The organism is Pseudomonas juntendi, assembly GCF_009932375.1.
In the GTDB taxonomy this organism is placed as follows: Bacteria; Pseudomonadota; Gammaproteobacteria; order Pseudomonadales; family Pseudomonadaceae; genus Aquipseudomonas; species Aquipseudomonas juntendi.
Genome location: NZ_BLJG01000175.1, coordinates 1 through 24,758, shown reverse-complemented (window position 1 = coordinate 24,758; position 24,758 = coordinate 1). Strand labels below are relative to the sequence as shown.

The window sequence follows — 24,758 nt, the reverse complement described above, 5'->3', positions numbered from 1 at the left end:
ATCGAGGGCCTGAGGTGTAACGCGACCCATTTGTGGGAGCGGCCTTGTGTCGCGAAAGGGGCGCGAAGCGGCCCCGGCGATTTAAGCGGCGAAGCTCAAATCCTGGGGCCGCTTCGCGCCCCTTTCGCGACACAAGGCCGCTCCCACATTGATCGGCGTACGCAGGCCTTTGGCCGCGCGGGATTCTGGGCTGCGCGTAGGCGGGCCTTACTCGTGGGTCAGCTCCAGCACCCGGTCCACCAGCTTGTTGATGCCACCAGCCGCCTCGCTGATCGACTTGGCCTCCATGTAAGCCGGGGTCGTCACCAGCTTGCGTTGGGTATCTTCGACGATGTCGTGCACGTCGCATTCTTCATGGGTGCCGCCCATCTTCACCACTGCCGCCGCAGTATCCGCGTCGCTGCCAATGGTGCAGACCACCCCCGGCCCGTAGATCTTCGCCGCCAGCGCCGGCGAAATGCAGATCAGGCCAACCGGCTTGCAGGCAGCGGCAAAGGCTTCGGCCAGGGCCAGCACGTCTGGGTTGACGCTGCAGTTGGCGCCTTCCACGGCGAAGTTGGACAGGTTCTTCGCCGCCCCGAAGCCACCCGGCACGATCAGCGCATCGAAGTCTTCGACCTTGGCCTCGCGAATGTCCTTGACCTCGCCCCGGGCAATGCGCGCCGATTCCACCAGCACGTTGCGCGACTCGGGCATCTCCTCGCCGGTCAGGTGGTTGATCACATGCATCTGCGCAATGTTCGGCGCGAAGCACTGCACTTGCGCGCCGCGCTGGTCCAGGCGCAGCAGGGTGATCACGCTTTCGTGAATTTCGGCGCCGTCGTACACGCCACAGCCGGAAAGAACCACCGCTACTTTTTTAGTCATGTTTGAAGCTCCAGTGTTGTGTCGCGCCTGGGAGATCGAGCGCTGCCTGCGCGGCGCATTGCGAGCGGGCGCTCGCCGGGTTGGTTTTCAGGGCCAGTCATGCTTGTGACAGGCACGCGGCCGCCTTGTTCGTCCGGCAACCCGACACGCTGTGTGCAACCCGATGCGCCGCAGTGGTGCTTCGGGGTCACTGCTGGTCGCGCTGTTCGCCCGCCGCCTGGGCGGCGGCCTTGCGCTCTGCGCGCAGGGCACGGAAGCGACGGCGCAGCCACAACAGCACGCCCAGCCCCAGCAGGGCGGCCAACACCCATAGTTCGTACCGCTTGACGTTGCCCAGCAGGCCTTCGAGGATGGCGCCGAAGTGATAGGCCGCCGCACCCAGGGCAATGGCCCAGATCGCTGCGCCAATGCCGTTCAGCAGCAGGTAGCGGCGTGGCGGATAGCCCGACAGGCCAATGGCCACGGGCATGACCGTGCGCAGGCCGTAGACGAAGCGGAAACTCAGTACCCAGATGTCGGGGTGGCGGCGAATGTGGGCGAGCGCCCGGTCGCCCATCGCCTGCCAGCGCGGCTTGCGGGCCAGAATCTTGCGGCCGTGGCGCCGGCCCATGAAATACCACAACTGGTCGCCGGCATAGCTGCCGAAGAACGCTACCAGGCACACCAGGTTGATGTCCATGTAACCGCGGAATGCAAGGAATCCTGCAAGCACCAGGATGGTCTCGCCTTCGAAGAAGGTGCCTAGAAAAAGGGCAAAGTAGCCGAAATCCTGCAGGAATTGTTGAAGCATTTTCTGAGGTGCTGGCGAAATGAACGCGCAGCCTACCCCTTCGCGGGCATTCGGGAAAGTGTCCAAATGTGTCTCCACATGAACAATTCCTACACCACATTGCCATAGCCACGCGTCATGGCTTGCCCTGCCATGTCACACAGGCGTCATAATGGGCGCTTATCTTGCGGCTCAATTGATGATAGGGCGTTAACGTCCTCAGGAACGTCAGATGAATAATGAAGTGCTTAGCCCTGTCGCGATCAAGGATGCCCAGGAGCTCCCCGAAGAGATGCTGCAGACCCCGCCAGACCTGCCGCCGGCCACCGCGCCGGAAGCCGGGCAGGCGGCCGAGCCTGCCGCCCCGGTGCCTGCGCCGCCGCCGGCCCCGGCAATCGCGGTGCCTGGCCTGGACGACAGCAGCCTGTACATTCATCGCGAACTCTCGCAGTTGCAGTTCAATATTCGTGTGCTGGAGCAGGCGCTGGACGAGAGCTACCCACTGCTGGAGCGGCTCAAGTTCCTGCTGATCTTCTCCAGCAACCTTGACGAGTTCTTTGAAATCCGGGTGGCCGGCCTCAAGAAGCAGATCAATTTTGCCCGCGAACTGGCCGGCGCCGACGGCCTGCAGCCGCACCAGGCACTGGCGCGCATCAGCGAGCTGGTGCACCTGGAAGTCGACCGGCAATACGCCATTCTCAACGACGTGCTGCTGCCGGAGCTGGAAAAACACCAGATCCGCTTCATTCGCCGCCGTTACTGGACACCCAAGCTCAAGACCTGGGTACGCCGCTACTTCCGCGACGAAATCGCCCCGATCATCACCCCCATCGGCCTCGACCCGACCCACCCGTTCCCGCTGCTGGTGAACAAAAGCCTGAACTTCATCGTCGAGCTGGAAGGGGTGGACGCGTTCGGCCGTGATTCGGGCCTGGCGATCATCCCTGCCCCCCGCCTGCTGCCGCGGGTGATTCGCGTGCCGGAAGAAGTCGGTGGCCCGGGTGCCAACTATGTGTTCCTGTCGTCGATGATCCACGCGCATGCCGACGACCTGTTCCAGGGCATGAAGGTCAAGGGTTGCTACCAGTTCCGCCTTACCCGTAACGCCGACCTGGCACTGGACTCCGAAGAGGTTGACGACCTGGCCCGCGCCTTGCGCGGCGAGCTGTTCTCGCGCCGCTACGGCGATGCCGTGCGCCTGGAGGTCGCCGACACGTGCCCGAAACACCTGTCGGACTACCTGCTCAAGCAGTTCAGCCTCAGCGAAAGCGAGCTGTACCAGGTCAATGGCCCGGTCAACCTCACGCGCCTGTTCAGCATCACCGGCCTGGACAGCCACCCGGAGCTGCAATACACGCCGTTCACGCCGGCGATCCCCAAGCTGCTGCAGAACGCCGACAACATCTTCAGCGTGATCGGCAAGCAGGACATCCTGCTGATGCACCCCTTCGAGTCCTTCACCCCGGTGATCGACCTGCTGCGCCAGGCCGCCAAAGACCCGCACGTGCTCGCCGTGCGCCAGACCCTTTACCGCTCCGGGGCCAACTCGGAAATCGTCGATGCCCTGGTGGATGCAGCGCGAAACGGCAAGGAGGTCACCGCGGTGATCGAACTGCGTGCGCGTTTCGACGAAGAGTCCAACCTGCAGATGGCCAGCCGCCTGCAAGCGGCGGGTGCGGTGGTGATCTACGGCGTGGTCGGTTTCAAGACCCACGCCAAGATGATGCTGATCCTGCGTCGCGAGCACGGCGAGATCGTGCGCTACGCCCACTTGGGTACCGGCAACTACCACGCCGGTAACGCCCGCCTGTACACCGACTACAGCCTGCTGACCTCAGACGACGCCCTTACCGAGGACGTTGGCAAGCTGTTCAGCCAGCTGATCGGCATGGGCAAGACCCTGCGCATGAAAAAGCTGCTGCACGCGCCGTTTACCCTGAAGAAGGGCATGCTCGACATGATCGCGCGGGAAACCCAGTTCGCCCTCGACGGCAAGCCGGCGCACATCATCGCCAAGTTCAACTCGCTGACCGACGCCAAGGTGATCAAGGCGCTGTACAAGGCCAGCCAGTCTGGCGTGAAGATCGACCTGGTGGTGCGTGGCATGTGCTGCCTGCGCCCAGGTATTCCGGGGGTTTCGCACAATATCCAGGTGCGCTCGATCATCGGTCGCTTCCTGGAACACACGCGGGTGTTCTACTTCCTCAATGGCGGCGAAGAGCAGATCTACCTGTCCAGCGCCGACTGGATGGAGCGCAACCTCGACAAGCGTGTCGAGACCTGCTTCCCGGTCGAAGGCAAGAAGCTGTTGCTGCGGGTGAAGAAAGAGCTGGAAGGCTACCTGACCGACAACACCCATGCCTGGACCTTGCAGCCCGACGGGCGCTACGTGCGTAGCACCCCAACCGGCAACCAGAACCCGCGCAGCGTTCAGGCGACCCTGCTGGAGCGCCTGAGCAACCCGGTCCTCAACGTACGCTGAGGACGAAGCCGACCCGGGTCAGCCACTCCGCCTCGTTGGCGAAGTCGGCCTGGGTCAGCTGGTTCTGTTCCAGCCAGCCTTCAGGGAAGGCGATGTCGAGGCTTTCCCCGGCAGCCTTGAGCTGGACCTTCGGCATCTGCTGGTTGCCACGGATGTGGTGGAACAGGATGGCGAAGCGCAGCAGCACGCACAGGCGCAGCAGTTTCACGCCTTCCTCTCCCAGTTCGGCAAACTTGTCCTTGGGAATGTTGCGGCGGTGGCCGCGTACCAGCAAGGCCATCATCTGCTGGTCTTCGCGCGAGAAGCCCGCCAGGTCGGAGTGTTCGATCAGGTAGGCGCCATGCTTGTGATAGTGGTAGTGGGCGATATCCAGGCCGATTTCATGCACTTTGGCTGCCCAGCCGAGCAGATCGCGCCAATTTCCATCCTTCAACCCCCATGCATCCGAGACCTGGTCGAAGGCGTGCAAAGCCTTGCGCTCTACGCGCGCTGCCTGGCCCTGGTCGACGTGGTAACGCTCCATCAGTGAGTTCAGGGTGCGTTCGCGCACATCTTCATGGTGGTGGCGGCCTAGCAGGTCGAACAGCACGCCTTCGCGCAGCGCGCCGTCGCAATGGTCCATGCGCTGCAGTTCCAGGGCATCGAAGATGGCTTCCAGAATTGCCAGGCCGGCCGGGAAGATGGTACGGCGGTCCGGCTTGATGCCTTCGAAGTCGATCTTGTCGACGTCGCCCAGCTTGAACAGCTTGCGCTTGACCCAGGCCAGGCCCTCGGCGTTGACCTCACCGTTGCCCAGGCCGCCGTCCTTGATGGCGGCAGCGATGGCACGGATGGTTCCGGACGAGCCGATGGCCTCGTCCCAGGTCAGGCGGTGCAGGGCGTTTTCGATGCTCATCAGCTCCAGGCGCGCGGCGGTGTAGGCCTGGGCGTAGCGGGCCGGCGTGATCTTGCCGTCGCGGAAGTAGCGCTGGGTGAAGCTGACGCAACCCATTTGCAGGCTTTCACGCAGCAGCGGCTCGAAGCGCTGGCCAATGATGAACTCGGTGCTGCCGCCGCCGATGTCGGCGACCAGGCGTTTGCCGGGGGTGTCGGCCAAGGTGTGGGACACACCCAGGTAGATCAGGCGCGCCTCTTCGCGGCCGGAGATGACCTCGACCGGGTGCCCGAGGATGGCTTCGGCACGCTGGATGAATTCGTTGCGGTTGCGCGCTTCGCGCAGGGCATTGGTACCGACGATGCGCACCGAGCCAGCCGGCATGCCGTGGATCAGTTGGGAAAAGCGCTTGAGGCAGTCCAGGCCCCGCTCCATCGCCTCTTCACTGAGCTTGCGCTCTTCGTCGATGCCGGCGGCAAGCTGAACCTTCTCGCCGAGCCGCTCGAGGATGCGGATTTCGGTATGGTGGGCCTTGGCCACGACCATGTGGAAGCTGTTGGAGCCAAGGTCGATGGCGGCGATCAGAGACAGGTTCTTCGCGATGTTGTGCGGCATGCTGTGTGTTCTCGGTCGTTAACCCGGCAATCGTGCCACGATAGCAGGCTGTCGCCAACGCGTGACATGCCAGGCCTTGATGCAAGGCAATGTGCCATTCGATGCTATGACACGCAGATGACAGTTTCGATTCGTGGCGTCTTGCCCAACTATAGTTACACTCAATCGACCGCAGCTTCCTGTAGAGCGTGGGTGCGGCTATCATGGGCCACGTTTTTTTGCTTACGACCCTGGAGATATCCATGAGCAGCGATCTGATCAAACATGTCACCGATGCCACCTTCGAAGCCGAAGTCCTGGAGGCTCAAGGCCCGGTGCTGGTCGACTACTGGGCTGAATGGTGCGGCCCGTGCAAGATGATCGCGCCGGTACTGGACGACATCGCTTCCACCTACGAGGGCAAGCTGACCGTCGCCAAGCTGAACATCGACGATAACCAGGAAACCCCGGCCAAGCATGGCGTGCGTGGCATCCCGACGCTGATGCTGTTCAAGAACGGCAACGTCGAAGCCACCAAGGTGGGCGCGCTGTCCAAATCCCAGCTGGCCGCGTTCCTCGACGCCCACCTGTGATGTGAAAAGGCCCCGCGAATGCGGGGCTTTTCTTTTTCAGAGCACTAGACGCAGAAAAAAGCAAGTGTTACATTCGGCCTCGCACTGCTTCTCCAGTGCCTTCTACATGCCGTCGCCGAAGCATCCCCAATTCGAATCAGTACGCGATCCTGTCGCCATCTAGCGGCGCGGCTTCATTAAGCCAAAGCTTAATTCTCCCTTCTTACATGATTACGTCATTCCCCTTATGAACCTGACTGAACTCAAGCAAAAGCCGATTACCGATCTTTTGGAAATGGCCGAACAGATGGGCATCGAAAACATGGCCCGTTCGCGCAAACAGGACGTGATTTTCGCCCTGCTGAAAAAGCACGCGAAAAGCGGCGAAGAGATCTCCGGTGATGGCGTGCTGGAGATTCTCCAGGATGGTTTCGGTTTTCTGCGTTCGGCTGATGCGTCCTACCTGGCCGGCCCTGACGATATCTACGTCTCGCCCAGCCAGATCCGCCGTTTCAACCTGCGCACCGGCGACACCATCGTCGGCAAGATCCGCCCACCGAAAGAAGGGGAGCGTTACTTCGCGCTGTTGAAGGTCGACACCATCAACTTCGACCGCCCGGAAAACGCCAAGAACAAGATCCTGTTCGAAAACCTGACGCCGCTGTTCCCGAACAAGCGCCTGAAGATGGAAGCCGGCAACGGTTCCACCGAGGACTTGACCGGCCGCGTCATCGACCTGTGCGCCCCGATCGGCAAAGGCCAGCGCGGCCTGATCGTTGCTCCGCCAAAAGCGGGCAAGACCATCATGCTGCAGAACATCGCGGCGAACATCACCCGTAACAACCCCGAGTGCCACCTGATCGTCCTGCTGATCGACGAGCGCCCGGAAGAAGTGACCGAAATGCAGCGTACCGTGCGAGGCGAAGTGGTTGCCTCTACCTTCGACGAGCCGCCAGCGCGCCACGTGCAGGTTGCCGAAATGGTGATCGAGAAGGCCAAGCGCCTGGTCGAGCACAAGAAAGACGTGGTGATCCTGCTGGACTCCATCACCCGCCTGGCGCGTGCCTACAACACCGTGATCCCGAGCTCTGGCAAGGTACTGACCGGTGGTGTCGACGCCCACGCCCTGGAAAAGCCGAAGCGCTTCTTCGGTGCGGCACGTAACATTGAGGAAGGCGGTTCGCTGACCATCATCGCCACCGCGCTGGTCGAAACCGGCTCGAAGATGGACGAAGTGATCTACGAAGAGTTCAAGGGCACCGGCAACATGGAGCTGCCGCTGGACCGCCGCATCGCCGAGAAGCGCGTGTTCCCGGCCATCAACATCAACCGTTCCGGTACCCGCCGCGAAGAGCTGCTGACCGCCGACGACGAATTGCAGCGCATGTGGATCCTGCGCAAGCTGCTGCACCCGATGGATGAAATCGCCGCCATCGAATTCCTGGTCGACAAGCTCAAGCAAACCAAGACCAACGACGAGTTCTTCCTGTCGATGAAGCGCAAGTAAGCGTTTCCAGACCGGAACTGAATGGGGCCGCTTCGCGCCCCTTCGCGGGCACGCCCGCTGCCACAGGTTCAGTGTGATCCATGTGGGAGCGGGCGTGCCCGCGAAGGGACGCGAAGCGGCCCCACTGCATTTTTGCCCCCAAACAAACCCCGAACGGCGCTACACTCTGCACCCCCGACCGATACGGCCAATACGAGGCTCCCGCATGCAGTATCGCGACTTGCGCGACTTCATCCGTGGCCTGGAACAGCGCGGCGAGCTCAAGCGCATCCAGGTTCCGATCTCCCCCGTCCTGGAAATGACCGAGGTCTGCGACCGCACCCTGCGTGCCAAAGGCCCGGCGTTACTGTTCGAAAACCCCACAGGCTTCGACATCCCGGTGCTCGGCAACCTGTTTGGCACCCCAGAGCGCGTGGCCATGGGCATGGGCGCCGAGTCGGTCGATGAACTGCGGGAAATCGGCAAATTGCTGGCGTTTCTCAAGGAGCCCGAGCCGCCGAAGGGCCTGAAGGACGCCTGGTCGAAGCTGCCGATCTTCAAGAAAGTCGTGTCGATGGCGCCGAAAGTGGTCAAGGACGCGGTCTGCCAGGAAGTGCTGGTCGAGGGTGACGACGTCGACCTTGGCGCGCTGCCTATCCAGCACTGCTGGCCTGGCGACGTGGCGCCGCTGATCACCTGGGGCCTTACCGTGACCCGCGGGCCGAACAAGGACCGCCAGAACCTGGGTATCTACCGGCAGCAGGTGATCGGCCGCAACAAGGTCATCATGCGTTGGCTCAGCCACCGGGGCGGTGCGCTCGACTACCGCGAATGGTGCGAGAAGAACCCGGGCCAGCCTTTCCCGGTTGCGGTCGCCCTGGGCGCAGACCCGGCAACCATCCTGGGCGCCGTGACGCCGGTACCGGACACACTCTCCGAATATGCCTTTGCCGGCCTGCTGCGCGGCAACCGCACCGAACTGGTGAAGTGCCGCGGCAGCAACCTGCAGGTGCCGGCCACCGCCGAAATCATCCTGGAAGGCGTGATTCACCCTGGCGAAATGGCCCCCGAGGGCCCGTATGGTGACCATACCGGCTACTACAACGAAGTGGACAGCTTCCCGGTGTTCACCGTCGAGCGCATCACCCACCGGCTCAAGCCGATCTACCACAGCACCTACACCGGTCGCCCGCCTGATGAGCCGGCTATTCTCGGTGTCGCGCTGAACGAAGTGTTCGTGCCGATCCTGCAAAAGCAGTTCCCGGAGATCACCGACTTCTACCTGCCGCCGGAAGGTTGCTCGTACCGCATGGCGGTGGTGACCATGAAGAAGCAGTACCCCGGCCATGCGAAGCGCGTGATGTTGGGTGTATGGTCGTTCCTGCGACAGTTCATGTACACCAAGTTCGTTATTGTCACCGATGACGATATCAACGCCCGGGACTGGAACGATGTGATCTGGGCAATCACCACACGCATGGACCCCAAGCGTGATACGGTGATGATCGACAACACCCCGATCGACTACCTGGACTTCGCGTCGCCGGTTTCGGGGTTGGGGTCGAAGATGGGCCTGGATGCCACGCACAAGTGGCCAGGCGAGACTACACGCGAATGGGGGCAGGTCATCGTCAAGGACGAAGCCGTCACCCGGCGTATCGATGAGCTGTGGGATCAGTTGGGAATAGATTGATGCAGGTAACGTTGCAGCCGTCCGGGGCGGTGCTGGCGCTCGAACCCGGGGAACGGATCCTGGATGGAGCGCGGCGGCTGGGCTATGACTGCCCGAACAGCTGCCGCAATGGCAATTGCCATGTCTGCGCCGCGTTGTTGGTCGAGGGCCGGGTCCGTCAGGACGGCGAAATCCGCGACCATGGCGAGTTGTTCACCTGCATTGCCGAACCGCTGGAGGACTGCGTGTTGCTCTGGGACGGTGTGCTCGCCCTGGGCGAGTTGCCTGTGCGCAAGCTGGCGTGCAGCGTGAGTGAATGCGTTGACGTCGGTGGCGACGTGTGGCGGGTGCGCTTGCGTGCACCGGCAGGCAAACCCCCGCGTTACCACGCCGGGCAGTACCTGATGATCGAGCGTGAGGGCGGCAAGCAGGCGGCCTTCTCGCTGGCGTCTGCGCCGCACGGCGGGCGTGAACTGGAGCTGCACGTACTGGCGCGCGAGCCCAGTGCCCAGCAACTGATCGAGCAGCTCAGGCGCGACGGCCTGGCGCGTATCGAAATGCCGTTTGGCGACACCCACCTGGCCGAGTTGCCCGAGGGCCCGTTGGTATTGATTGCCGCCGGCACCGGCATGGGCCAGATGCACAGCCTGGTCGAGCATTGCCGCGCCAAGGGCTTCCAGTACCCGGTGCACCTGTACTGGGGGGTGCGTCGGCCTGAAGATTTTTACCAGATCGAGCATTGGGACGAATGGCAGCGCCTGCCCAACCTGTACCTGCACCAGGTGGTCAGCGATCTGTGCGGCTGGGAAGGGCGGTGCGGTATGTTGCATGAAGCCGTTTGCGAGGACATTGCCGACCTCAATACTGTGCATGTGTATGCCAGTGGCTCGCCAAACATGATCTACGCCACACTCGACGCCTTGGTCGAAGCCGGCATGGATGCGCACCGTATGCGTGCCGATGTATTTGCCTATGCCCCACGTGGCTAATAACCCAAGTTGGCAAGTCAGGTTATAAGGCGGTAATTGTTACCGCCTTGATTAATAACTTTCCCTGTTGTTGAAACAATCATTTCCAGTCGTCGGCTGCGCGCATGAAACCTGGCTACGAGGGCTTGAGTATTCCTGCGGTTCTGACCTATGGTTAGTGCAAGCGCCTTGGTATAGAGGCCTTGGCGCTTAACCTCATCGAATTTCGCTACATCCGTAGTTCACAGGAATCCTGGCGGCAGCTTATGTCGGCACTTGAAAGCATGTCGTGGAAAGTTTCATATCCACCGACACTCGACTTTGGTCAGCAACATACGCACGAACAGTTGTTCAACTCCATGAAGACGACCATGTCTCGGCACCCGGGTGGGCCGGTGTGGCTGTTTGCCTATGGCTCGTTGATCTGGCGCCCCGAGTGCAATTCGGTGGAGCGCCAGCGCGCACGCGTACATGGTTATCACCGGGGGCTCTACTTGTGGTCGCATGAGCATCGCGGCACCCCGGAAACCCCCGGGCTGGTATTCGGCCTGGACCGTGGCGGGTCCTGCAGTGGCTTTGCCTACCGGCTGGATGAAAGCAACCTGGACGACTCGCTCATGGCCCTGTGGCAACGTGAGATGCCTTACCCGGCCTATCGGCCGCATTGGCTCAACTGCCGGCTGGGCGATGGCACCAAGGTGCAGGCGCTGGGCTTTGTGCTGGAGCGGCATTTACCCTGCTATGCCGGCGATCTGCCGGATACCTTGCTCAGCCATATCCTGGCCAGCGCCAAAGGGCGCTACGGCACCACCCGCGACTATGTCGAACAGACCTTGCAGGCCCTGCGCAGCCACCAGATGCCTGATCGCAACCTGGAGGCGCGGTTCCGCCGTTGCCATAACCCGCGCGAGGTTTGATCAGCCTGTGCCGGCCTATTCGCGGGCACGCCCGCTCCCACAGGAATCCATGCTTTTTGAACCTGTGGGAGCGGGCGCGCCCGCGAAAAGGCCGGAACTGCTGATGAAGATCTAAAGCCTTACCTGGCCAGCACCACCAACTTACCCACAGCCTGCCGCTGCCCTAGTTTCTCAATGGCAGCCCCGGCCTCGGCCAGTGGATAAGTCTGTGACACCAGCGGCTTCAACTTGCCTTGGGCATGCCAGGCAAACAGCTGCTGGAAGTTGGCCGCATTGTCCTGCGGCTGGCGCTGGGCAAACGCACCCCAGAACACCCCAAGCACCGCCGCGCCTTTGAGCAGCACCAGGTTGGCTGCCAGCTGTGGAATGGTGCCACTGGCGAACCCCACCACCAGCAACCGGCCATTCCAGGCCAGCCCGCGTACCGCCTGCTCGAACAGCTCGCCACCGACCGGGTCATAGATCACGTCCACCCCCTGGCCGTTGGTCAGGCGCTTGATTTCCTCGCGCAGGCTGGCCTGGCTGTAGTCGATCAGTTCATCAGCTCCGGCTGCCTTGGCCACCGCCAGTTTGTCGGCACTGCTGGCGGCCGCGATTACCCGTGCCCCCATGGCCTTGCCGATCTCCACCGCTGCCAGGCCGACGCCACCGGACGCGCCCAGCACCAACAAGGTCTCACCCGCTTGCAATTGGCCACGCTGGCGCAGGGCATGCATCGAGGTGCCATAGGTCATGCCAAACGCCGCTGCCGTGGTGAAGTCCATGCTCGCCGGGATCGGCAGCACGTTGTAGAACGGCACTGCCACCTGCTCGGCAAACGCCCCCCAGCCGGTCAGCGCCATGACCCGGTCACCGACCTTGAAGGCGCCGGCCTTTTCCCCGACCGCGGCTACCACACCGGCCGCCTCACCACCGGGGGAGAACGGCAGCGGCGGCTGAAACTGGTACTTGCCTTCGATGATCAGCGTGTCAGGAAAGTTGACCCCGGCAGCCTGCACGTCCAGCAGGATTTCGTTCTTCTTCGGCAGTGGGCTGGCGACTTCTTCCAGCACCAGGTTGCCCGCCGGGCCAAGGGTTTTGCACAACACAGCTTTCATTGGGGCTATTCCTTTGCGGGTCGTGGCCGATAAGTGTAGGAGGGCGGTGTACCGGGTCAACGAGCATGGCCCGCCCTGATGGGCAGGCATAAGCGGCGGCGTGAGCCTGGGCTTGGGTTTGCGCGCAGCGCTGGGTAAGCTGGCGCCAATTGGAATGAGGAGCGAATTCGTGAAAGCGTGGATCTTGATGGTACTGGCGCTGTTGCTGCCAACTGCGGCCATGGCCGAAGAAGCCAAGGAGGGTGCCCCCAAGGTTGCCTACATCACCCTGAGCCCGCCTTTTGTCGGCAACTATGCCCTGGATGGCGGCCCCCGCCTGCGGGTGTACAAGGCCGATGTGGCCCTGCGTGTGACCGGTGATGAAGCCGCCAAGGCCGTTCAGCACCACGAACCGCTGATCCGTAACCAGCTGGTGGCGCTGTTCACCCAACAGACTGTCGACAGCATGAGCAATGTCGAGGCCAAGGAGCACCTGCGCCAGGAGGCACTGAAACAGGTGCAGCAGGTGATGGAAGCCGAAGAGGGCAAGCCGATCGTTGAGGACCTGCTGTTCAACAACCTGATCGTGCAGTAAACGGCGCCGCTGGCGCGCGGTTTCAGCGCAACGCGACAATCACCGCCCATTGCTCGGCGGTTACCGGCATGACCGACAGGCGGCTGCCCTTCTGCACCAGCGGCAGTTCGGCCAGGCCGGCCTGCTGCTTCAGCTGGCCCAGCTCCAGTACCCGTGGCAGGGTTTGCACATGCGCCACATCCACTGCGTTCCACGGGTTCTTCTCGGCTGTGGCCTTGGCATCATGGTATGGGCTTTGCGGGTCCAGGGCAGTCGGGTCGGGGTAAGCCGCACGAATGATTTCGCCAATACCGGCGATGCCAGGCTGCGGGCAGCTGGAATGGTAGAAAAAGAACCTGTCACCCTCGCTCATGGCCCGCAGGAAATTACGCGCCTGGTAATTGCGCACGCCGTCCCAGCGCGCTTCGCCCAGGCGCCCCAGCGCTTCGATGGAGAGTTCGTCGGGCTCGGATTTCATCAGCCAGTAGGCCATGCGTGTCGCTCCTGAAAAGGTTTGTAATAACCTGTTGCACGAAACCGACAGCCGGTTGGCGTCAAGGTTTGCTTGCAGACGCAGGTTGTCGGAAAATGCGCCCCGTTTAATGCGCGATGCTCCGGCGGCACTCAGAAAGCCGCCGAGCCTGAACAGTTTGCCTTGGGGGGCAATCTTCCATGTATCAACGTAAAAAACCGGATCTGCTATGGGTCCTGGTGTTTATTTTTGGCCTAGGTGTGGTCACTACCGGTTATGCGCAAGGGCTATGGGAGCGCAAGCTGGACAACGCCTACCAAACGTCGGCAGACGCCAGCCAGCCACAACGTTGATGCCCCCTGCTGGCGCCGATTACCGCGGCGCCAGGTACCAGCCACGGTCCGAGACCGTGCCCTGCAACGGTACGTCCCAACTGGCCTGCGCCAGCCGCTCGACCTTCTGGCACTCATGCGCCAAGCCCAGCAGCAACGGTTTTTTCCAGCTTTGCCGGCGCCCCTGGTAGGCCAGGCTGCGGTCATAGAAGCCGCCACCCATGCCCAGGCGCCCGCCCACCTCATCAAAGCCCACCAGCGGTAACAGAATCAGGTCCAGTGCCCAGATGGGCCGTTGGCGTTTGCGCTCGATAACCGGTTCGGGGATACGGAAACGGTTGGGTCGCAGTTTTTCCCCTGGCTCGAAACGCTGGAACACCATGCGCGTGCGCGGCCAGGCATGCAGTACCGGCAGGTAGGTGCGCTTGCCGCGGCGCTGGGCTTCACGCAATAACAGGCGCGGGTCTATTTCGCCGTCGTTGGGCAGGTACAGGGCAATGTGCCTGGCGCGGCGGAACAGGGGGTGTTGGGCCAATTGCCGATACAGCCCACGGGCCGCCTGGCGTTGCTGGGCGGGGGTGAGGGCGCGACGGGCATTGCGCAGCAAACGGCGAAGCTGAGGGCGGGTAAGCGGCGCGGTGTCGGTCATGGCACAGGCGATCCCAGGGGTGCTGGCCGCCAGACGCGGCACAAACGAATTGCCCGCCACAGGGGGCGGGCAAGGAATTCAGGCTCCCCGATAAGACCGCTATCGGTGTAGCCCTTGAACCCGAAAGTTCAAGGTGGAGATTGCAGGGGGCGTTAAGGCTTTCCGTCGGGCGGACATGCACACCGGCCCCAGCGTGCAACCCCCGTGGTTGTGCGTATCGGCTCAGGGACATAACCGACTGGCGCATCCCCCAGGGAGTGGCGCCAGTATACCAATCTCAGCCGATTTTGGTATCCGTGTCGTCGGACAAAGCCTTGTCTACCCGATCCAGCAGGTCGCGCACCTGTTCGCGGTTGGTGCCGCTGACGGGCGCCGCGCTGCGGTCGTCCTGGCGGTGCAGCATCTCGTGGGTGATGTTCAACGCGGCCATGACGGCAATGCGGTCGGCGCCGATCACCTTGCCGCTGCTGCGGATCTCGCGCATCTTGCTGTCCAGGTAGCGGGCTGCGCTGACCAGGTTGTTGCGCTCTTCCGGCGGGCAGATGATCGAGTAGTCCTTGTCGAGGATCTGCACGGTGACGCTATTGCTTGAACTCATGAGTCTTGCTCCAGAGCCTTGAGGCGTAAAATCATCGACTCGACCTTGCGCTTGGCTATCTCGTTTTTTTCGATGAGGTGGGCGCGCTCTTCGCGCCAGGACTTTTCCTGAGCTACTAGGAGTGCATTTTGCCGTTTTAGTTGCTCGACACGTTCGATCAGCAGCTCGAAACGGCTCATCAGTGCCTGCAGGTCGTTCTCTTGCGTGGGTTGCACTCGATTCGCTCCGTCGTTCGGTCACCTGGCGATGATGCCTCTCCCTGGGTGGCGACGGCCAGTGCCGATGGTCTTGGCGCGCCTGCCGGTGCTAGGATACAAGGCCTCATTCTAGTCATTTGCGCCGTCTGGCGCCTAGCTGCCCATGCCCAATACCCAATCGCCCTACATCGCTTTCGCCATGCTGCTGTCCAGCAATGGCCACCCTGTTACCCCGGCCGAACTGCACGGCCTGCTGATTGGCCGCAGCTGCGCCGGTGCCGGCTTCGATGCCGACGGCTGGCTGGCCGACGCGGCCCAACTGCTGGAAACCGAGCCCGGTGACACTGTGCGTAACGCCCTGGTTGGCCTGCAGGAAATGGTCAAGGGCGAGCTCACCAGCGACGACATGGCCATCGTTCTGCTGCTGCCTTCCGACGATGCCGCGCTGACCGACCGCGCCACCGCGCTGGGGCAGTGGTGCCAGGGCTTCATCACCGGCTTCGGCCTGAACGCCGGCGGCAAGGACTTGTCCGGCGAGGCCAAGGAAGTGCTGCAGGACCTGGTGGCCATTTCCCAGGTGCAGGAAGCCCTCGAAGAATCCGAGGACGGCGAGAGCGACTACATGGAAGTCATGGAGTACCTGCGCGTTGCGCCGCTGCTGCTGTTCTCCGAGCTGGCCAAGCCTTCCGCACCCGCGCCCAAGCCATCGCTGCACTGATCAACCAGGGGTAGTCAGCCCATGAGCCACATTCCCAAGGCCGAGTATGCCCGGCGGCGCAAGGCGCTGATGGCGCAGATGGTCCCCAACAGCATCGCCATCCTGCCCGCCGCCGCGGTTGCCATCCGCAACCGCGACGTCGAGCACGTGTACCGCCAGGACAGCGACTTCCAGTACCTCAGCGGCTTCCCCGAGCCAGAGGCTGTCATTGCCCTGATCCCCGGGCGCGAGCACGGTGAGTACGTGTTGTTCTGCCGTGAGCGCAACCCCGAACGGGAGCTGTGGGATGGCCTGCGCGCCGGCCAGGAAGGCGCGGTGAGTGATTTTGGCGCCGACGATGCATTCCCCATCGCTGACATCGACGAAATCCTGCCTGGCCTGATCGAAGGCCGCGAGCGGGTGTACAGCGCCATGGGCAGCAACCCTGAATTCGACCGCCGGTTGATGGACTGGATCAACGTGATCCGCTCCAAGGCCCGGCTGGGCGCCCAGCCACCGAACGAGTTCGTTGCGCTGGATCATCTGCTGCATGACATGCGCCTGTATAAATCGGCAGCGGAAGTGAAGGTCATGCGCGCGGCTGCAGATATTTCTGCGCGTGCCCATGTGCGGGCCATGCAGGCCTGCCGGGCCGGGTTGTACGAATACAGCCTGGAAGCCGAGCTGGACTACGAGTTCCGCAAGGGCGGGGCGAAGATGCCGGCCTACGGCTCCATCGTTGCCGCTGGGCGCAATGGCTGCATCCTGCACTACCAGCAGAATGACGCACCGCTCAGGGAGGGCGACCTGGTGCTGATCGACGCCGGCTGCGAAATCGACTGCTACGCCAGTGACATCACCCGCACCTTCCCGGTCAGCGGGCGCTTCTCACCTGAGCAGAAGGCTATCTACGAGCTGGTGCTCAAGGCGCAGGCGGCCGCGTTCGCCGAAATCGCCCCCGGCAAGCACTGGAACCATGCCCATGAGGCGACCGTGCGGGTCATCACCACCGGGCTGGTGGAACTGGGCCTGCTGGAAGGCGATGTGCAGGCGCTGATCGACAGCGAAGCCTACCGCGCCTTCTACATGCACCGCGCCGGCCACTGGCTGGGCATGGATGTGCACGATGTGGGCGAGTACAAGGTGGGGGGTGAATGGCGGGTGCTGGAACCGGGTATGGCGCTGACCGTCGAACCGGGTATCTACATTGGTGCCGACAATCAGGCCGTGGCCAAGAAGTGGCGCGGCATTGGCGTAAGGATCGAGGACGACGTGGTGGTGACCAGGCAAGGTTGTGAAATCCTCACTTCGGGCGTGCCACGCACGGTCGCCGAGATCGAGGCGCTGATGCAGGCTGCACGCAAGGACGCCGCATGAACCGGGTAAACCTGGCAATCATTGGTGGCGGCCTGGTGGGTGCCAGCCTGGCGTTGGCCTTGCAGGCCGGGGCCAAGGCCAGAGGCTGGAAGATCCTGCTGATCGAGCCGTTCGCCCCTGGCGACAGTTACCAGCCCAGCTACGATGCCCGCTCTTCGGCGTTATCGTTCGGCACCCAGCAGATCTATCAGCAACTGGGCCTGTGGCAGGCCATTGGCCAGCGCGCCGAGCCGATCCGGCAGATTCACGTCTCCGACCGTGGCCGCTTTGGCGCCACCCGCCTGGATGCCCAGGAAGAAGGCGTGCCGGCGCTGGGTTACGTGGTGGAGAACGCCTGGCTGGGCCAGTGCCTGTGGCAAGGCCTGGACCGCGAGGTGGTCAGCTGGCGCTGCCCGGCAGAAGTGACCGCGCTGCAGGCGGTCGACGGTGGCTACCAGCTGCGCTTGAACGACGACACTCAGCTGCAATGCGACCTGGCAGTGCTGGCCGACGGCGGCCGTTCTGGTTTGCGCGAGCAACTGGGCATCCAGGTACGCCATACGCCCTACCAGCAAAGCGCCCTGATCGCCAACATCAGCCCTGGCGAGGCCCATGGCGGCCAGGCCTTCGAGCGCTTCACCGAAGACGGCCCCATGGCCTTGCTGCCATTGCCGGATAACCGCTGCGCGCTGGTATGGACCCGCCAGGGCATGGACGCAAAACGCCTGGCCGCGATCGACGAGCGCAGTTTCCTGCGCGAGTTGCAGGGGGTGTTCGGCTACCGGCTGGGCGCGCTGCGCCAGGTGGGTGCACGGCATCTGTACCCGCTGTCGTTGATCGAAGCCCAGGAGCAGGTGCGGCCACAGTTGGTGGTGCTGGGCAACGCTGCGCACAGCTTGCACCCGATTGCCGGGCAGGGGTTCAACTTGTCGTTGCGTGACGTGCAGGCGTTGGCCGAGGCGCTGCTTGCCGGCCCGCAGCGCCCGGGCGACCTGGCCACGCTGCAGGCCTATCACCAGCGCCAGCGCCTGGACCAGGCCATGACCATCGGCTTCTCCGACCAGGTCACCCGCCTGTTCGGCAGCCAGCAGCCGTTGCTGGCCGCCGGGCGCAACCTGGGCCTGCTCGGGCTCGACCTGCTGCCACCGGCCAAAAGCTGGTTCGCTCGCCAGGCCATGGGCCTGGGCACCCGCCCCGACCGGCAGGGCCAGGCATGAGCAACCCCCGTAAACGCGCACGCCGGGCGCGCATGCTGCGCTGGCTGTTGAACCTTTACCCGCCTTACCTGGGGGCAGGTATCCGCGTGCAGCACATCAGCCCGGACCTGCGCAGCGTGAAGGTGGCAATGAAGCTGACGCGCTGGAACCGCAATTACGTCGGTACCCAGTTTGGCGGCAGCCTGTATGCCATGGTCGACCCGTTCTACATGCTGTTGCTGATCGAGCAGCTGGGGCGCGACTACATTGTCTGGGACAAGGCTGCCAGCATCGATTTCATCGCGCCGGGCAAAGGCCCGGTGTTTGCCGAATTCCACGTCGATGACGCGCTGCTGGACGACATTCGCCAGCAGACCGCTACCGGCAAGAAGTGCCTGCCGCGTGTGCAGGTCGATATCCGCGATGGCGCCGGCGAACTGGTGGCGCGGGTCGATAAAACCCTATATGTGCGGCTCAAGCCGCAAGCGAGGCTGGCGTAGGCATGGAAATGCGCGCAGATCTGTTGATTGTCGGTGCCGGTATGGTCGGCAGCGCCCTGGCCCTGGCGTTACGCCACAGTGGCTTGCAAATCCTCTTGCTCGACGGCGGCCCGCTGACGGTCAAGCCGTTCGATGCCCAGGCGCCGTTCGAACCGCGTGTCAGCGCATTGTCGGCCGCCAGCCAGCGCATTCTCGAACGCCTCGGGGCCTGGGAAGGCATCGCCCAGCGGCGTGCCACGCCGTATTCCGACATGCATGTGTGGGACGGCAGCGGCACCGGGCAGATCCACTTTTCGGCCGCCAGCGTGCACGCCCAGGTGCTCGGCCACATCGTCGAGAACCGGGTGGTGCAGGACAGCCTGCTGGAGCGCCTGCACGACAGCGATGTCGGCCTGCTGGCCAACGCGCGGCTGGAACAACTGCGCCGCTCTGGCGATGACTGGCTGCTGACCCTGGCCGATGGCCGGCGCCTGCGCGCGCCGCTGGTGGTCGCGGCCGATGGCGCCCATTCGGCCGTGCGGCGGCTGGCCGGTTGCGACACCCGCGAATGGGATTACCTGCACCACGCTATCGTGACCAGCGTGCGTTGCAGCGCCGGGCACCAGGCCACAGCCTGGCAGCGCTTCACCGATGAGGGGCCGCTGGCCTTCCTGCCGTTGACCCGGGATGGCCAGCAAGACTGGTGCTCGATCGTCTGGTCGACCACGCCGGAGCAGGCCGAGCGGTTGATGGCGCTGGATGACGCTGCCTTCGTGCAGGCCCTGGAGCGGGCCTTCGAGGGGCGCCTGGGGAGCGTGTTGCAGGCCGACCCACGGGTGTGTGTACCGCTGCGTCAGCGCCACGCCAAGCGCTACGTGGAGCACGGCCTGGCGTTGGTGGGTGATGCGGCCCACACCATCCACCCCTTGGCCGGGCAGGGCGTCAACCTGGGGTTTCTGGATGCGGCGGTGCTGGCCGACGTACTGGGCAAGGCCTGCGAGCGTGGCGAACGGCTGGCGGATGTGAAGGTACTGAGCCGTTACGAGCGCCGGCGCATGCCGCATAACCTGGCGCTGATGGCGGCGATGGAAGGGTTCGAGCGGTTGTTCCAGGCCAACCCGCTGCCGTTGCGCTGGTTGCGCAACAGTGGGCTGAAGCTGGTGCAGCAGATGCCCGAAGCCAAGGCGATGTTCGTGCGCCAGGCGCTGGGGCTGTCCGGGGATTTGCCGGAATTGGCCAGGGCTTGAGATGGCCGGGGCCGCTTTGCGCCCCCTCTGCAACATCCGGTAACGGCTCAAAGGATGAGCAAGAAAATGGGATTCACTACCATTTGCGCCTCTCATACCTTCCGAGGAGCGCTTTCCATGTTGCCACGCAAGCCCCTACTGGCCGCCCTGGCCCTGACTTTGTTCGGCGGCACCGCCCAGGCAGCGGAAGAAGTGGTGGTGTACTCCTCGCGCATCGATGAGCTGATCAAGCCGGTGTTCGATGCCTATACCGCCAAAACCGGCGTCAAGATCAAGTTCATCACCGACAAGGAAGCGCCGCTGATGCAGCGCATCAAGGCCGAGGGCGACAATGGCGTGGCCGACCTGCTGTTGACCGTCGATGCCGGCAACCTGTGGCAGGCCGAGCAAATGGGCATCCTGCAGCCGATCAAGTCCGCCACCATCGACCAGAACATTCCGCCGCAGTACCGCGCCTCGTCCCATGACTGGACCGGCCTCAGCTTGCGCGCGCGCACCATCGTCTACTCCAGCGAGCGGGTCAAACCGGCAGAGTTGAGCACCTACGAGGCCCTGGCCGACAAGCAATGGGAAGGCCGCCTGTGCCTGCGCACGGCGAAAAAGGTCTACAACCAGTCGCTGACCGCCACCCTGATCGAAACCCATGGCGAGGCGAAGACCGAGCAAATCGTCAAAGGCTGGGTCAACAACCTGTCCACCGATGTGTTCTCCGACGACAACGCGGTGATTCAGGCCATCGAGGCCGGCCAGTGCGACGTGGGCATCGTCAACACCTACTACTACGGCCGCTTGCACAAGCAGAACCCGCAGTTGCCGGTGAAGCTCTTCTGGCCCAACCAGGGCGACCGTGGCGTGCACGTGAACCTGTCGGGCATTGGCCTGACCAAACATGCACCGCACCCCGAGGCAGCGACCAAGCTGGTGGAATGGATGACGGGTGAAGAAGCGCAGAAACTGTTCGCCGACATCAACCAGGAATTCCCGGCCAACCCGAAAGTCAGGCCATCGGAAGAAGTGGCAGCGTGGGGCAGCTTCAAGGCAGACAGCATTCCGGTGGAAATTGCCGGCAAACGCCAGGCTGAAGCCATCCGTCTGATGGATCGGGCTGGCTGGAATTAAGCGCCGGGCTTTATCCTCTCGGGGCCTGAAAGGGCCTCTTCGCGGGCTCGCCCGCGAACGACCGCAAAGCGGTCGCAAACCAGCCATAGAGACATTCACCTTGTCCCACACCCCCCAACGCCGCTGGTACTTGCCGGTATCGCTGATCGCTGCCCTGGTGCTCCTGCCCCTCAGCGTGCTGCTGCTGTCGTGGCAATCCATAGACGTGCAGATCTGGTCGCACCTGCTCGACACCCAGATGAGCCGCCTGCTGGGTAACACCCTGACGCTGGTTCTGGGGGTGGGCATCGGCGTCACCGTGCTGGGCGTCAGCCTGGCCTGGCTCACCAGCCTCTGTGAGTTCCCCGGCCGGCGCTGGCTGGACTGGGCGCTGATGTTGCCGTTCGCCATACCCGCCTATGTGCTGGCTTTCGTGTTCGTCGGCCTGCTGGACTTCGCGGGCCCGGTGCAGACCGCACTGCGCGAGGTATTCGGCCCCATGCGCCTGCCCCGGGTGCGCTCTACCGGCGGGGTTATCATCGTGCTGGTGCTGGTGTTCTACCCCTATGTCTACCTGCTGGCGCGCACGGCGTTCCTGGCCCAGGGCAAAGGCTTGATGGAGGCCGCGCGGGTGCTTGGGTTATCACCCTTGCAGGCCTTCTGGCGGGTGGCGCTGCCCATGGCGCGGCCGGCGATCGGCGCCGGTGTCGCCCTGGCGCTGATGGAAACCCTGGCCGATTTCGGCGCGGTGGCGGTGTTCAATTTCGACACCTTCACCACGGCCATCTACAAGACCTGGTACGGGTTTTTCAGCCTGTCCAGCGCAGCCCAGCTGGCCAGCCTGTTGCTGCTGGCGGTAATGCTGGTGCTGTACGGCGAGCGCCGCGCCCGCGGCGCCAGCCGCAGTGGCAACGAGCGGCCACGCGGGCAGGCGCTGTACCGCTTGCGCGGGCTGAAGGCGTTGCTGGCCAGCGGCTGGTGCCTGCTGGTGTTCGCCTGCGCCTTCGTCATCCCGCTGCTGCAACTGCTGGCGTGGTTCTGGCAGCGCGGGCGGCATGACCTGGACGAGCGCTATGTCGGCCTGGTGTCGCACACCTTGTACCTGGGCGCCATGGCCGCGCTGCTCACCGTGAGCGCAGCATTGCTGCTGGCCTTCGCCCGGCGCCAGGCGCCGAGCGCCGGCATACGCGCCGGGGTCGGCCTGGCCAACCTGGGCTATGCCTTGCCCGGTTCGGTGTTGGCGGTGTCGATCATGCTGGCCTTCAGTTACCTGGACAACCAGCTGGTCATCCCGTTGTCCGGCTGGTTGGGCGGGGCCGGCAAACCGTTGCTGCTGGGCAGCCTGTCGGCCTTGCTGCTGGCTTACCTGGTGCGCTTTATCGCCGTGGCTTACGGGCCACTGGAAAGCAGCTTGGAGCGCATTCGGCCTTCTTTGCCCGAGGCTTCACGCAGCCTGGGTGTCGGCGGTGCCAGGTTGTTCCTCAAGGTCTACCTGCCGCTGTTGCTGCCTGGCGCCCTCAGCGCCGCCTTGCTGGTGTTTGTCGACGTACTCAAGGAAATGCCGGCCACCTTGCTGATGCGGCCGTTCGGCTGGGACACGCTTGCTGTGCGGGTTTTCGAGATGACCAGTGAAGGCGAATGGGCGCGAGCGTCGTTGCCCGCCCTGACGCTGGTGCTGGTGGGCCTGTTGCCGGTCATCGGCCTGATCCGCCGTTCGGCCCGTCGACCCGGCCACGGTCACTGAGGGTGCCAGCGCGCGGGCTTGCGGCTACAATGCGCGGCATTCGCGCGGCGGGTGTCAAACAACAAGAGCTGACGCGCAACGTCATCGACCGCCGCCGCTTCGCCACGCCCGGAAGGAGAAACCCATGGGACAGCGCACGCTTTTGTACGACCTGCACCTGGCGCTAGGCGCCAAAACGGTCGATTTCGGTGGCTGGGACATGCCCCTGCACTATGGCTCGCAGGTCGAGGAGCACCATCAGGTGCGCAGCGATTGCGGGGTGTTCGATGTCTCCCACATGACTGTGATCGATGTCGATGGTAGCGATGCCACCGCCTGGCTGCAGCGCCTGCTGGCCAACGATGTGGCCCGCCTCGACGACACCGGCAAAGCGTTATACAGCCCGCTGCTGCAGGCGCAGGGCGGAGTGATCGACGACCTGATCGTATACCGCACGGAACATGGCTATCGCCTGGTCACCAACGCCGCCACCCGCGCCAAGGTGCTCGGCTGGCTGCAGCAGCAGCGTGACGGTTTTGCCGTGGACTTCAAGGTCCGCCCCGACCTGGCCATCCTTGCCATCCAGGGCCCGCGTGCCCGAGAAAAGGTTGCGCCCCTGCTTAGCGCCGCGCGTGCCGCGCTGATCCGCGAACTGCGCCCGTTCGAAGGCTTTGCCGAAGGCGACTGGTTCATTGCCCGCACCGGGTATACCGGTGAAGACGGCCTCGAGATCATCTTCCCTGGCGACCAGGCCGTGGGCTTCTTCAACGACCTGGTGGGTGCCGGCATTGCCCCCAGCGGCCTTGGCGCGCGCGATACCCTGCGCCTGGAAGCCGGCATGAACCTGTACGGCCAGGACATTGACGAGCAGCACACCCCGCTTACCTCCAACCTGGGCTGGAGCATTGCCTGGGAGCCTGCCGAGCGTGACTTCATTGGCCGCGCTGCCCTGTTGGCGGAAATCGAGCACGGTGTGCAGGAAAAACTGGTCGGCCTGGTACTGGAAGAGCGCGGCGTGCTGCGCGCCCATCAGTTCGTGCGTGTCGCCGGTATTGGCGAAGGGGAGATCACCAGTGGTAGTTTCTCGCCTACGCTGAGCAAGTCCATTGCCTTGGCGCGCGTGCCCATGGCCACCGGTGACCGGGCCGAGGTGGAAATTCGCGGCAAGTGGTACCCGGTGCGGGTGGTCAAACCGACCTTCGTGCGCCACGGCAAGATCCTGATCTGAACCATTATTTACCGGCGGGCGTACCGCTGAGCCAATCGAGGAATTCAAGACATGAGCAATATCCCCGCCGACCTGCGTTTCGCCGAGAGCCACGAGTGGGCCCGCCTGGAAGCCGACGGCACCGTCACCGTGGGCATCAGCGACCACGCCCAGGAGGCCTTGGGAGACGTAGTGTTCGTCGAACTTGCCGAAGTCGGCAAGGTATTCGCCGCGGGTGACGCTGCCGGCGTGGTCGAGTCGGTCAAGGCCGCTTCGGACATCTATGCCCCGGTGGGTGGCGAAGTGATCGCGGTGAACGAAGAGCTGGCTGACAGCCCGGAGCAGCTCAACGAAGAGCCTTACGGGGCGTGGATCTTCAAGCTCAAGCCAAGCGACAAGGCCGAGCTGGACAAGCTGCTGGATGCTGCTGGTTACAAGGCTGCGATCGGCGAATAAGGCTTCAGGCCTGATCGCCGGCAAGCCAGCTCCCACAGAGATTGCATCAGGGCTGACAGGTGGTCGCCACAAGATATGCAGTGCCAGTGAGATCGAGCGCCGCCCGCGCGGCGCATCGCGAGCTGCGCTCGCTCCTACGTTTGTTTCGGGCCAGTAACCCCTGTGCCACGTTCGCGCGACCGCCTTGTTTGTACCGCGCG

At 63.6% G+C, this 24,758-nt stretch carries 25 protein-coding genes and 1 other RNA gene; 17 read left to right on the top strand and 9 right to left on the bottom strand.

Annotation, left to right across the window (positions count from 1 at the left end; genetic code table 11):
• Nucleotides 1-207: 207 nt before the first annotated feature.
• Nucleotides 208-867: an isoprenoid biosynthesis glyoxalase ElbB gene (gene elbB, locus GYA94_RS20480; RefSeq protein WP_054911892.1), complete on the bottom strand. Its 660-nt coding sequence runs from the start codon at nt 865-867 to the stop codon at nt 208-210.
• A gap of 187 nt (nt 868-1,054) precedes the next feature.
• Nucleotides 1,055-1,657 (bottom strand): DedA family protein, encoded by a 603-nt coding sequence (locus GYA94_RS20475; RefSeq protein ID WP_009681657.1) that lies wholly within the window; start codon nt 1,655-1,657, stop codon nt 1,055-1,057.
• A 211-nt stretch (nt 1,658-1,868) separates the two neighbouring features.
• On the opposite strand from GYA94_RS20475, the gene ppk1 reads away from it, so the two are divergent.
• Nucleotides 1,869-4,118: a polyphosphate kinase 1 gene (ppk1, locus tag GYA94_RS20470; protein WP_054905404.1), complete on the top strand. Its 2,250-nt coding sequence runs from the start codon at nt 1,869-1,871 to the stop codon at nt 4,116-4,118.
• Here ppk1 and ppx read toward each other — a convergent pair.
• Entirely contained in the window at nt 4,105-5,607 is a 1,503-nt protein-coding gene (gene ppx, locus GYA94_RS20465; protein ID WP_110678568.1) for an exopolyphosphatase, read from the bottom strand. The two genes, ppk1 and ppx, sit on opposite strands and share 14 nt — an antisense overlap.
• A gap of 242 nt (nt 5,608-5,849) precedes the next feature.
• On the opposite strand from ppx, the gene trxA reads away from it, so the two are divergent.
• The 5 genes from trxA to GYA94_RS20440 all read left to right on the top strand — a co-directional run bounded on the left by trxA (nt 5,850) and on the right by GYA94_RS20440 (nt 11,201).
• Nucleotides 5,850-6,179 carry a thioredoxin TrxA gene (gene trxA / locus GYA94_RS20460; RefSeq protein WP_110678566.1) on the top strand — a complete coding sequence of 110 codons (330 nt, stop codon included), beginning with the start codon at nt 5,850-5,852 and terminating at the stop codon, nt 6,177-6,179.
• 226 nt (nt 6,180-6,405) lie between these two features.
• Complete coding sequence (gene rho, locus GYA94_RS20455) at nt 6,406-7,665, top strand: transcription termination factor Rho (protein ID WP_029886229.1); 1,260 nt, start codon at nt 6,406-6,408, stop codon at nt 7,663-7,665.
• Between the two features lie 205 nt (nt 7,666-7,870).
• Nucleotides 7,871-9,337: a 4-hydroxy-3-polyprenylbenzoate decarboxylase gene (gene ubiD / locus GYA94_RS20450; RefSeq protein ID WP_161892975.1), complete on the top strand. Its 1,467-nt coding sequence runs from the start codon at nt 7,871-7,873 to the stop codon at nt 9,335-9,337.
• Complete coding sequence (locus GYA94_RS20445) at nt 9,337-10,305, top strand: CDP-6-deoxy-delta-3,4-glucoseen reductase (RefSeq protein ID WP_009684149.1); 969 nt, start codon at nt 9,337-9,339, stop codon at nt 10,303-10,305. The genes ubiD and GYA94_RS20445 overlap by 1 nt, the downstream gene beginning before the upstream one ends.
• A 245-nt stretch (nt 10,306-10,550) precedes the next feature.
• Nucleotides 10,551-11,201: a gamma-glutamylcyclotransferase gene (locus GYA94_RS20440; protein ID WP_009684148.1), complete on the top strand. Its 651-nt coding sequence runs from the start codon at nt 10,551-10,553 to the stop codon at nt 11,199-11,201.
• Between the two features lie 119 nt (nt 11,202-11,320).
• Here the strand turns inward: GYA94_RS20440 and GYA94_RS20435 are convergent, their stop codons facing one another.
• Nucleotides 11,321-12,298: an NADPH:quinone oxidoreductase family protein gene (locus tag GYA94_RS20435; protein ID WP_161892974.1), complete on the bottom strand. Its 978-nt coding sequence runs from the start codon at nt 12,296-12,298 to the stop codon at nt 11,321-11,323.
• A gap of 169 nt (nt 12,299-12,467) precedes the next feature.
• Between GYA94_RS20435 and GYA94_RS20430 the strand changes: the two genes are divergently transcribed.
• Entirely contained in the window at nt 12,468-12,872 is a 405-nt protein-coding gene (locus tag GYA94_RS20430) for a flagellar basal body-associated protein FliL (RefSeq protein WP_009684146.1), read from the top strand.
• Nucleotides 12,873-12,894: 22 nt separating this feature from the next.
• Here GYA94_RS20430 and GYA94_RS20425 read toward each other — a convergent pair whose 3' ends face one another.
• The gene (locus tag GYA94_RS20425; protein ID WP_161892973.1) at nt 12,895-13,344 is read right to left on the bottom strand and encodes an EVE domain-containing protein; all 450 of its coding nucleotides are present in this window, start codon (nt 13,342-13,344) and stop codon (nt 12,895-12,897) included.
• Between the two features lie 179 nt (nt 13,345-13,523).
• Between GYA94_RS20425 and GYA94_RS27720 the strand changes: the two genes are divergently transcribed.
• Complete coding sequence (locus GYA94_RS27720; protein WP_009684144.1) at nt 13,524-13,676, top strand: hypothetical protein; 153 nt, start codon at nt 13,524-13,526, stop codon at nt 13,674-13,676.
• Nucleotides 13,677-13,695: 19 nt separating this feature from the next.
• Here the strand turns inward: GYA94_RS27720 and GYA94_RS20420 are convergent, their stop codons facing one another.
• From GYA94_RS20420 to GYA94_RS20405, 4 genes are all read right to left on the bottom strand, one after another.
• Nucleotides 13,696-14,304 (bottom strand): 5-formyltetrahydrofolate cyclo-ligase, encoded by a 609-nt coding sequence (locus GYA94_RS20420; protein ID WP_009684143.1) that lies wholly within the window; start codon nt 14,302-14,304, stop codon nt 13,696-13,698.
• An 80-nt stretch (nt 14,305-14,384) separates the two neighbouring features.
• Nucleotides 14,385-14,564, bottom strand: a non-coding RNA gene (ssrS, locus tag GYA94_RS20415) — 6S RNA.
• A gap of 17 nt (nt 14,565-14,581) precedes the next feature.
• Nucleotides 14,582-14,902, bottom strand: a complete 321-nt coding sequence (locus tag GYA94_RS20410; RefSeq protein WP_161892972.1) for a cell division protein ZapA — start codon at nt 14,900-14,902, stop codon at nt 14,582-14,584.
• On the bottom strand, nt 14,899-15,081 hold the full coding sequence (locus GYA94_RS20405; RefSeq protein WP_029886233.1) for a TIGR02449 family protein: 183 nt from the start codon (nt 15,079-15,081) through the stop codon (nt 14,899-14,901). The genes GYA94_RS20410 and GYA94_RS20405 overlap by 4 nt, the downstream gene beginning before the upstream one ends.
• A 181-nt stretch (nt 15,082-15,262) precedes the next feature.
• Here GYA94_RS20405 and GYA94_RS20400 point away from each other — a divergent pair, with 181 nt between their 5' ends.
• From GYA94_RS20400 to gcvH, 9 genes are all read left to right on the top strand, one after another.
• A complete protein-coding gene (locus GYA94_RS20400) occupies nt 15,263-15,817 on the top strand; it encodes a YecA/YgfB family protein (RefSeq protein WP_161892971.1) in 555 nt (184 codons plus the stop codon).
• A 21-nt stretch (nt 15,818-15,838) separates the two neighbouring features.
• Nucleotides 15,839-17,173: a Xaa-Pro aminopeptidase gene (gene pepP / locus GYA94_RS20395; RefSeq protein WP_054911886.1), complete on the top strand. Its 1,335-nt coding sequence runs from the start codon at nt 15,839-15,841 to the stop codon at nt 17,171-17,173.
• Nucleotides 17,170-18,369 carry a 2-octaprenyl-6-methoxyphenyl hydroxylase gene (gene ubiH / locus GYA94_RS20390; RefSeq protein WP_054905399.1) on the top strand — a complete coding sequence of 400 codons (1,200 nt, stop codon included), beginning with the start codon at nt 17,170-17,172 and terminating at the stop codon, nt 18,367-18,369. The genes pepP and ubiH overlap by 4 nt, the downstream gene beginning before the upstream one ends.
• On the top strand, nt 18,366-18,848 hold the full coding sequence (locus GYA94_RS20385; RefSeq protein WP_009684137.1) for a DUF4442 domain-containing protein: 483 nt from the start codon (nt 18,366-18,368) through the stop codon (nt 18,846-18,848). Before ubiH ends, GYA94_RS20385 begins: the two co-directional genes overlap by 4 nt.
• 8 nt (nt 18,849-18,856) lie before the next feature.
• On the top strand, nt 18,857-20,074 hold the full coding sequence (locus GYA94_RS20380) for a 2-octaprenyl-3-methyl-6-methoxy-1,4-benzoquinol hydroxylase (protein WP_166524963.1): 1,218 nt from the start codon (nt 18,857-18,859) through the stop codon (nt 20,072-20,074).
• A gap of 117 nt (nt 20,075-20,191) precedes the next feature.
• The gene (locus GYA94_RS20375) at nt 20,192-21,193 is read left to right on the top strand and encodes an extracellular solute-binding protein (protein WP_047150145.1); all 1,002 of its coding nucleotides are present in this window, start codon (nt 20,192-20,194) and stop codon (nt 21,191-21,193) included.
• A gap of 100 nt (nt 21,194-21,293) precedes the next feature.
• On the top strand, nt 21,294-22,916 hold the full coding sequence (locus tag GYA94_RS20370) for an ABC transporter permease (protein WP_029886237.1): 1,623 nt from the start codon (nt 21,294-21,296) through the stop codon (nt 22,914-22,916).
• A gap of 124 nt (nt 22,917-23,040) precedes the next feature.
• Nucleotides 23,041-24,123 carry a glycine cleavage system aminomethyltransferase GcvT gene (gcvT, locus tag GYA94_RS20365; protein ID WP_161892970.1) on the top strand — a complete coding sequence of 361 codons (1,083 nt, stop codon included), beginning with the start codon at nt 23,041-23,043 and terminating at the stop codon, nt 24,121-24,123.
• A 51-nt stretch (nt 24,124-24,174) separates the two neighbouring features.
• The gene (gene gcvH / locus GYA94_RS20360; protein ID WP_110678553.1) at nt 24,175-24,558 is read left to right on the top strand and encodes a glycine cleavage system protein GcvH; all 384 of its coding nucleotides are present in this window, start codon (nt 24,175-24,177) and stop codon (nt 24,556-24,558) included.
• Nucleotides 24,559-24,758 lie beyond the last annotated feature (200 nt).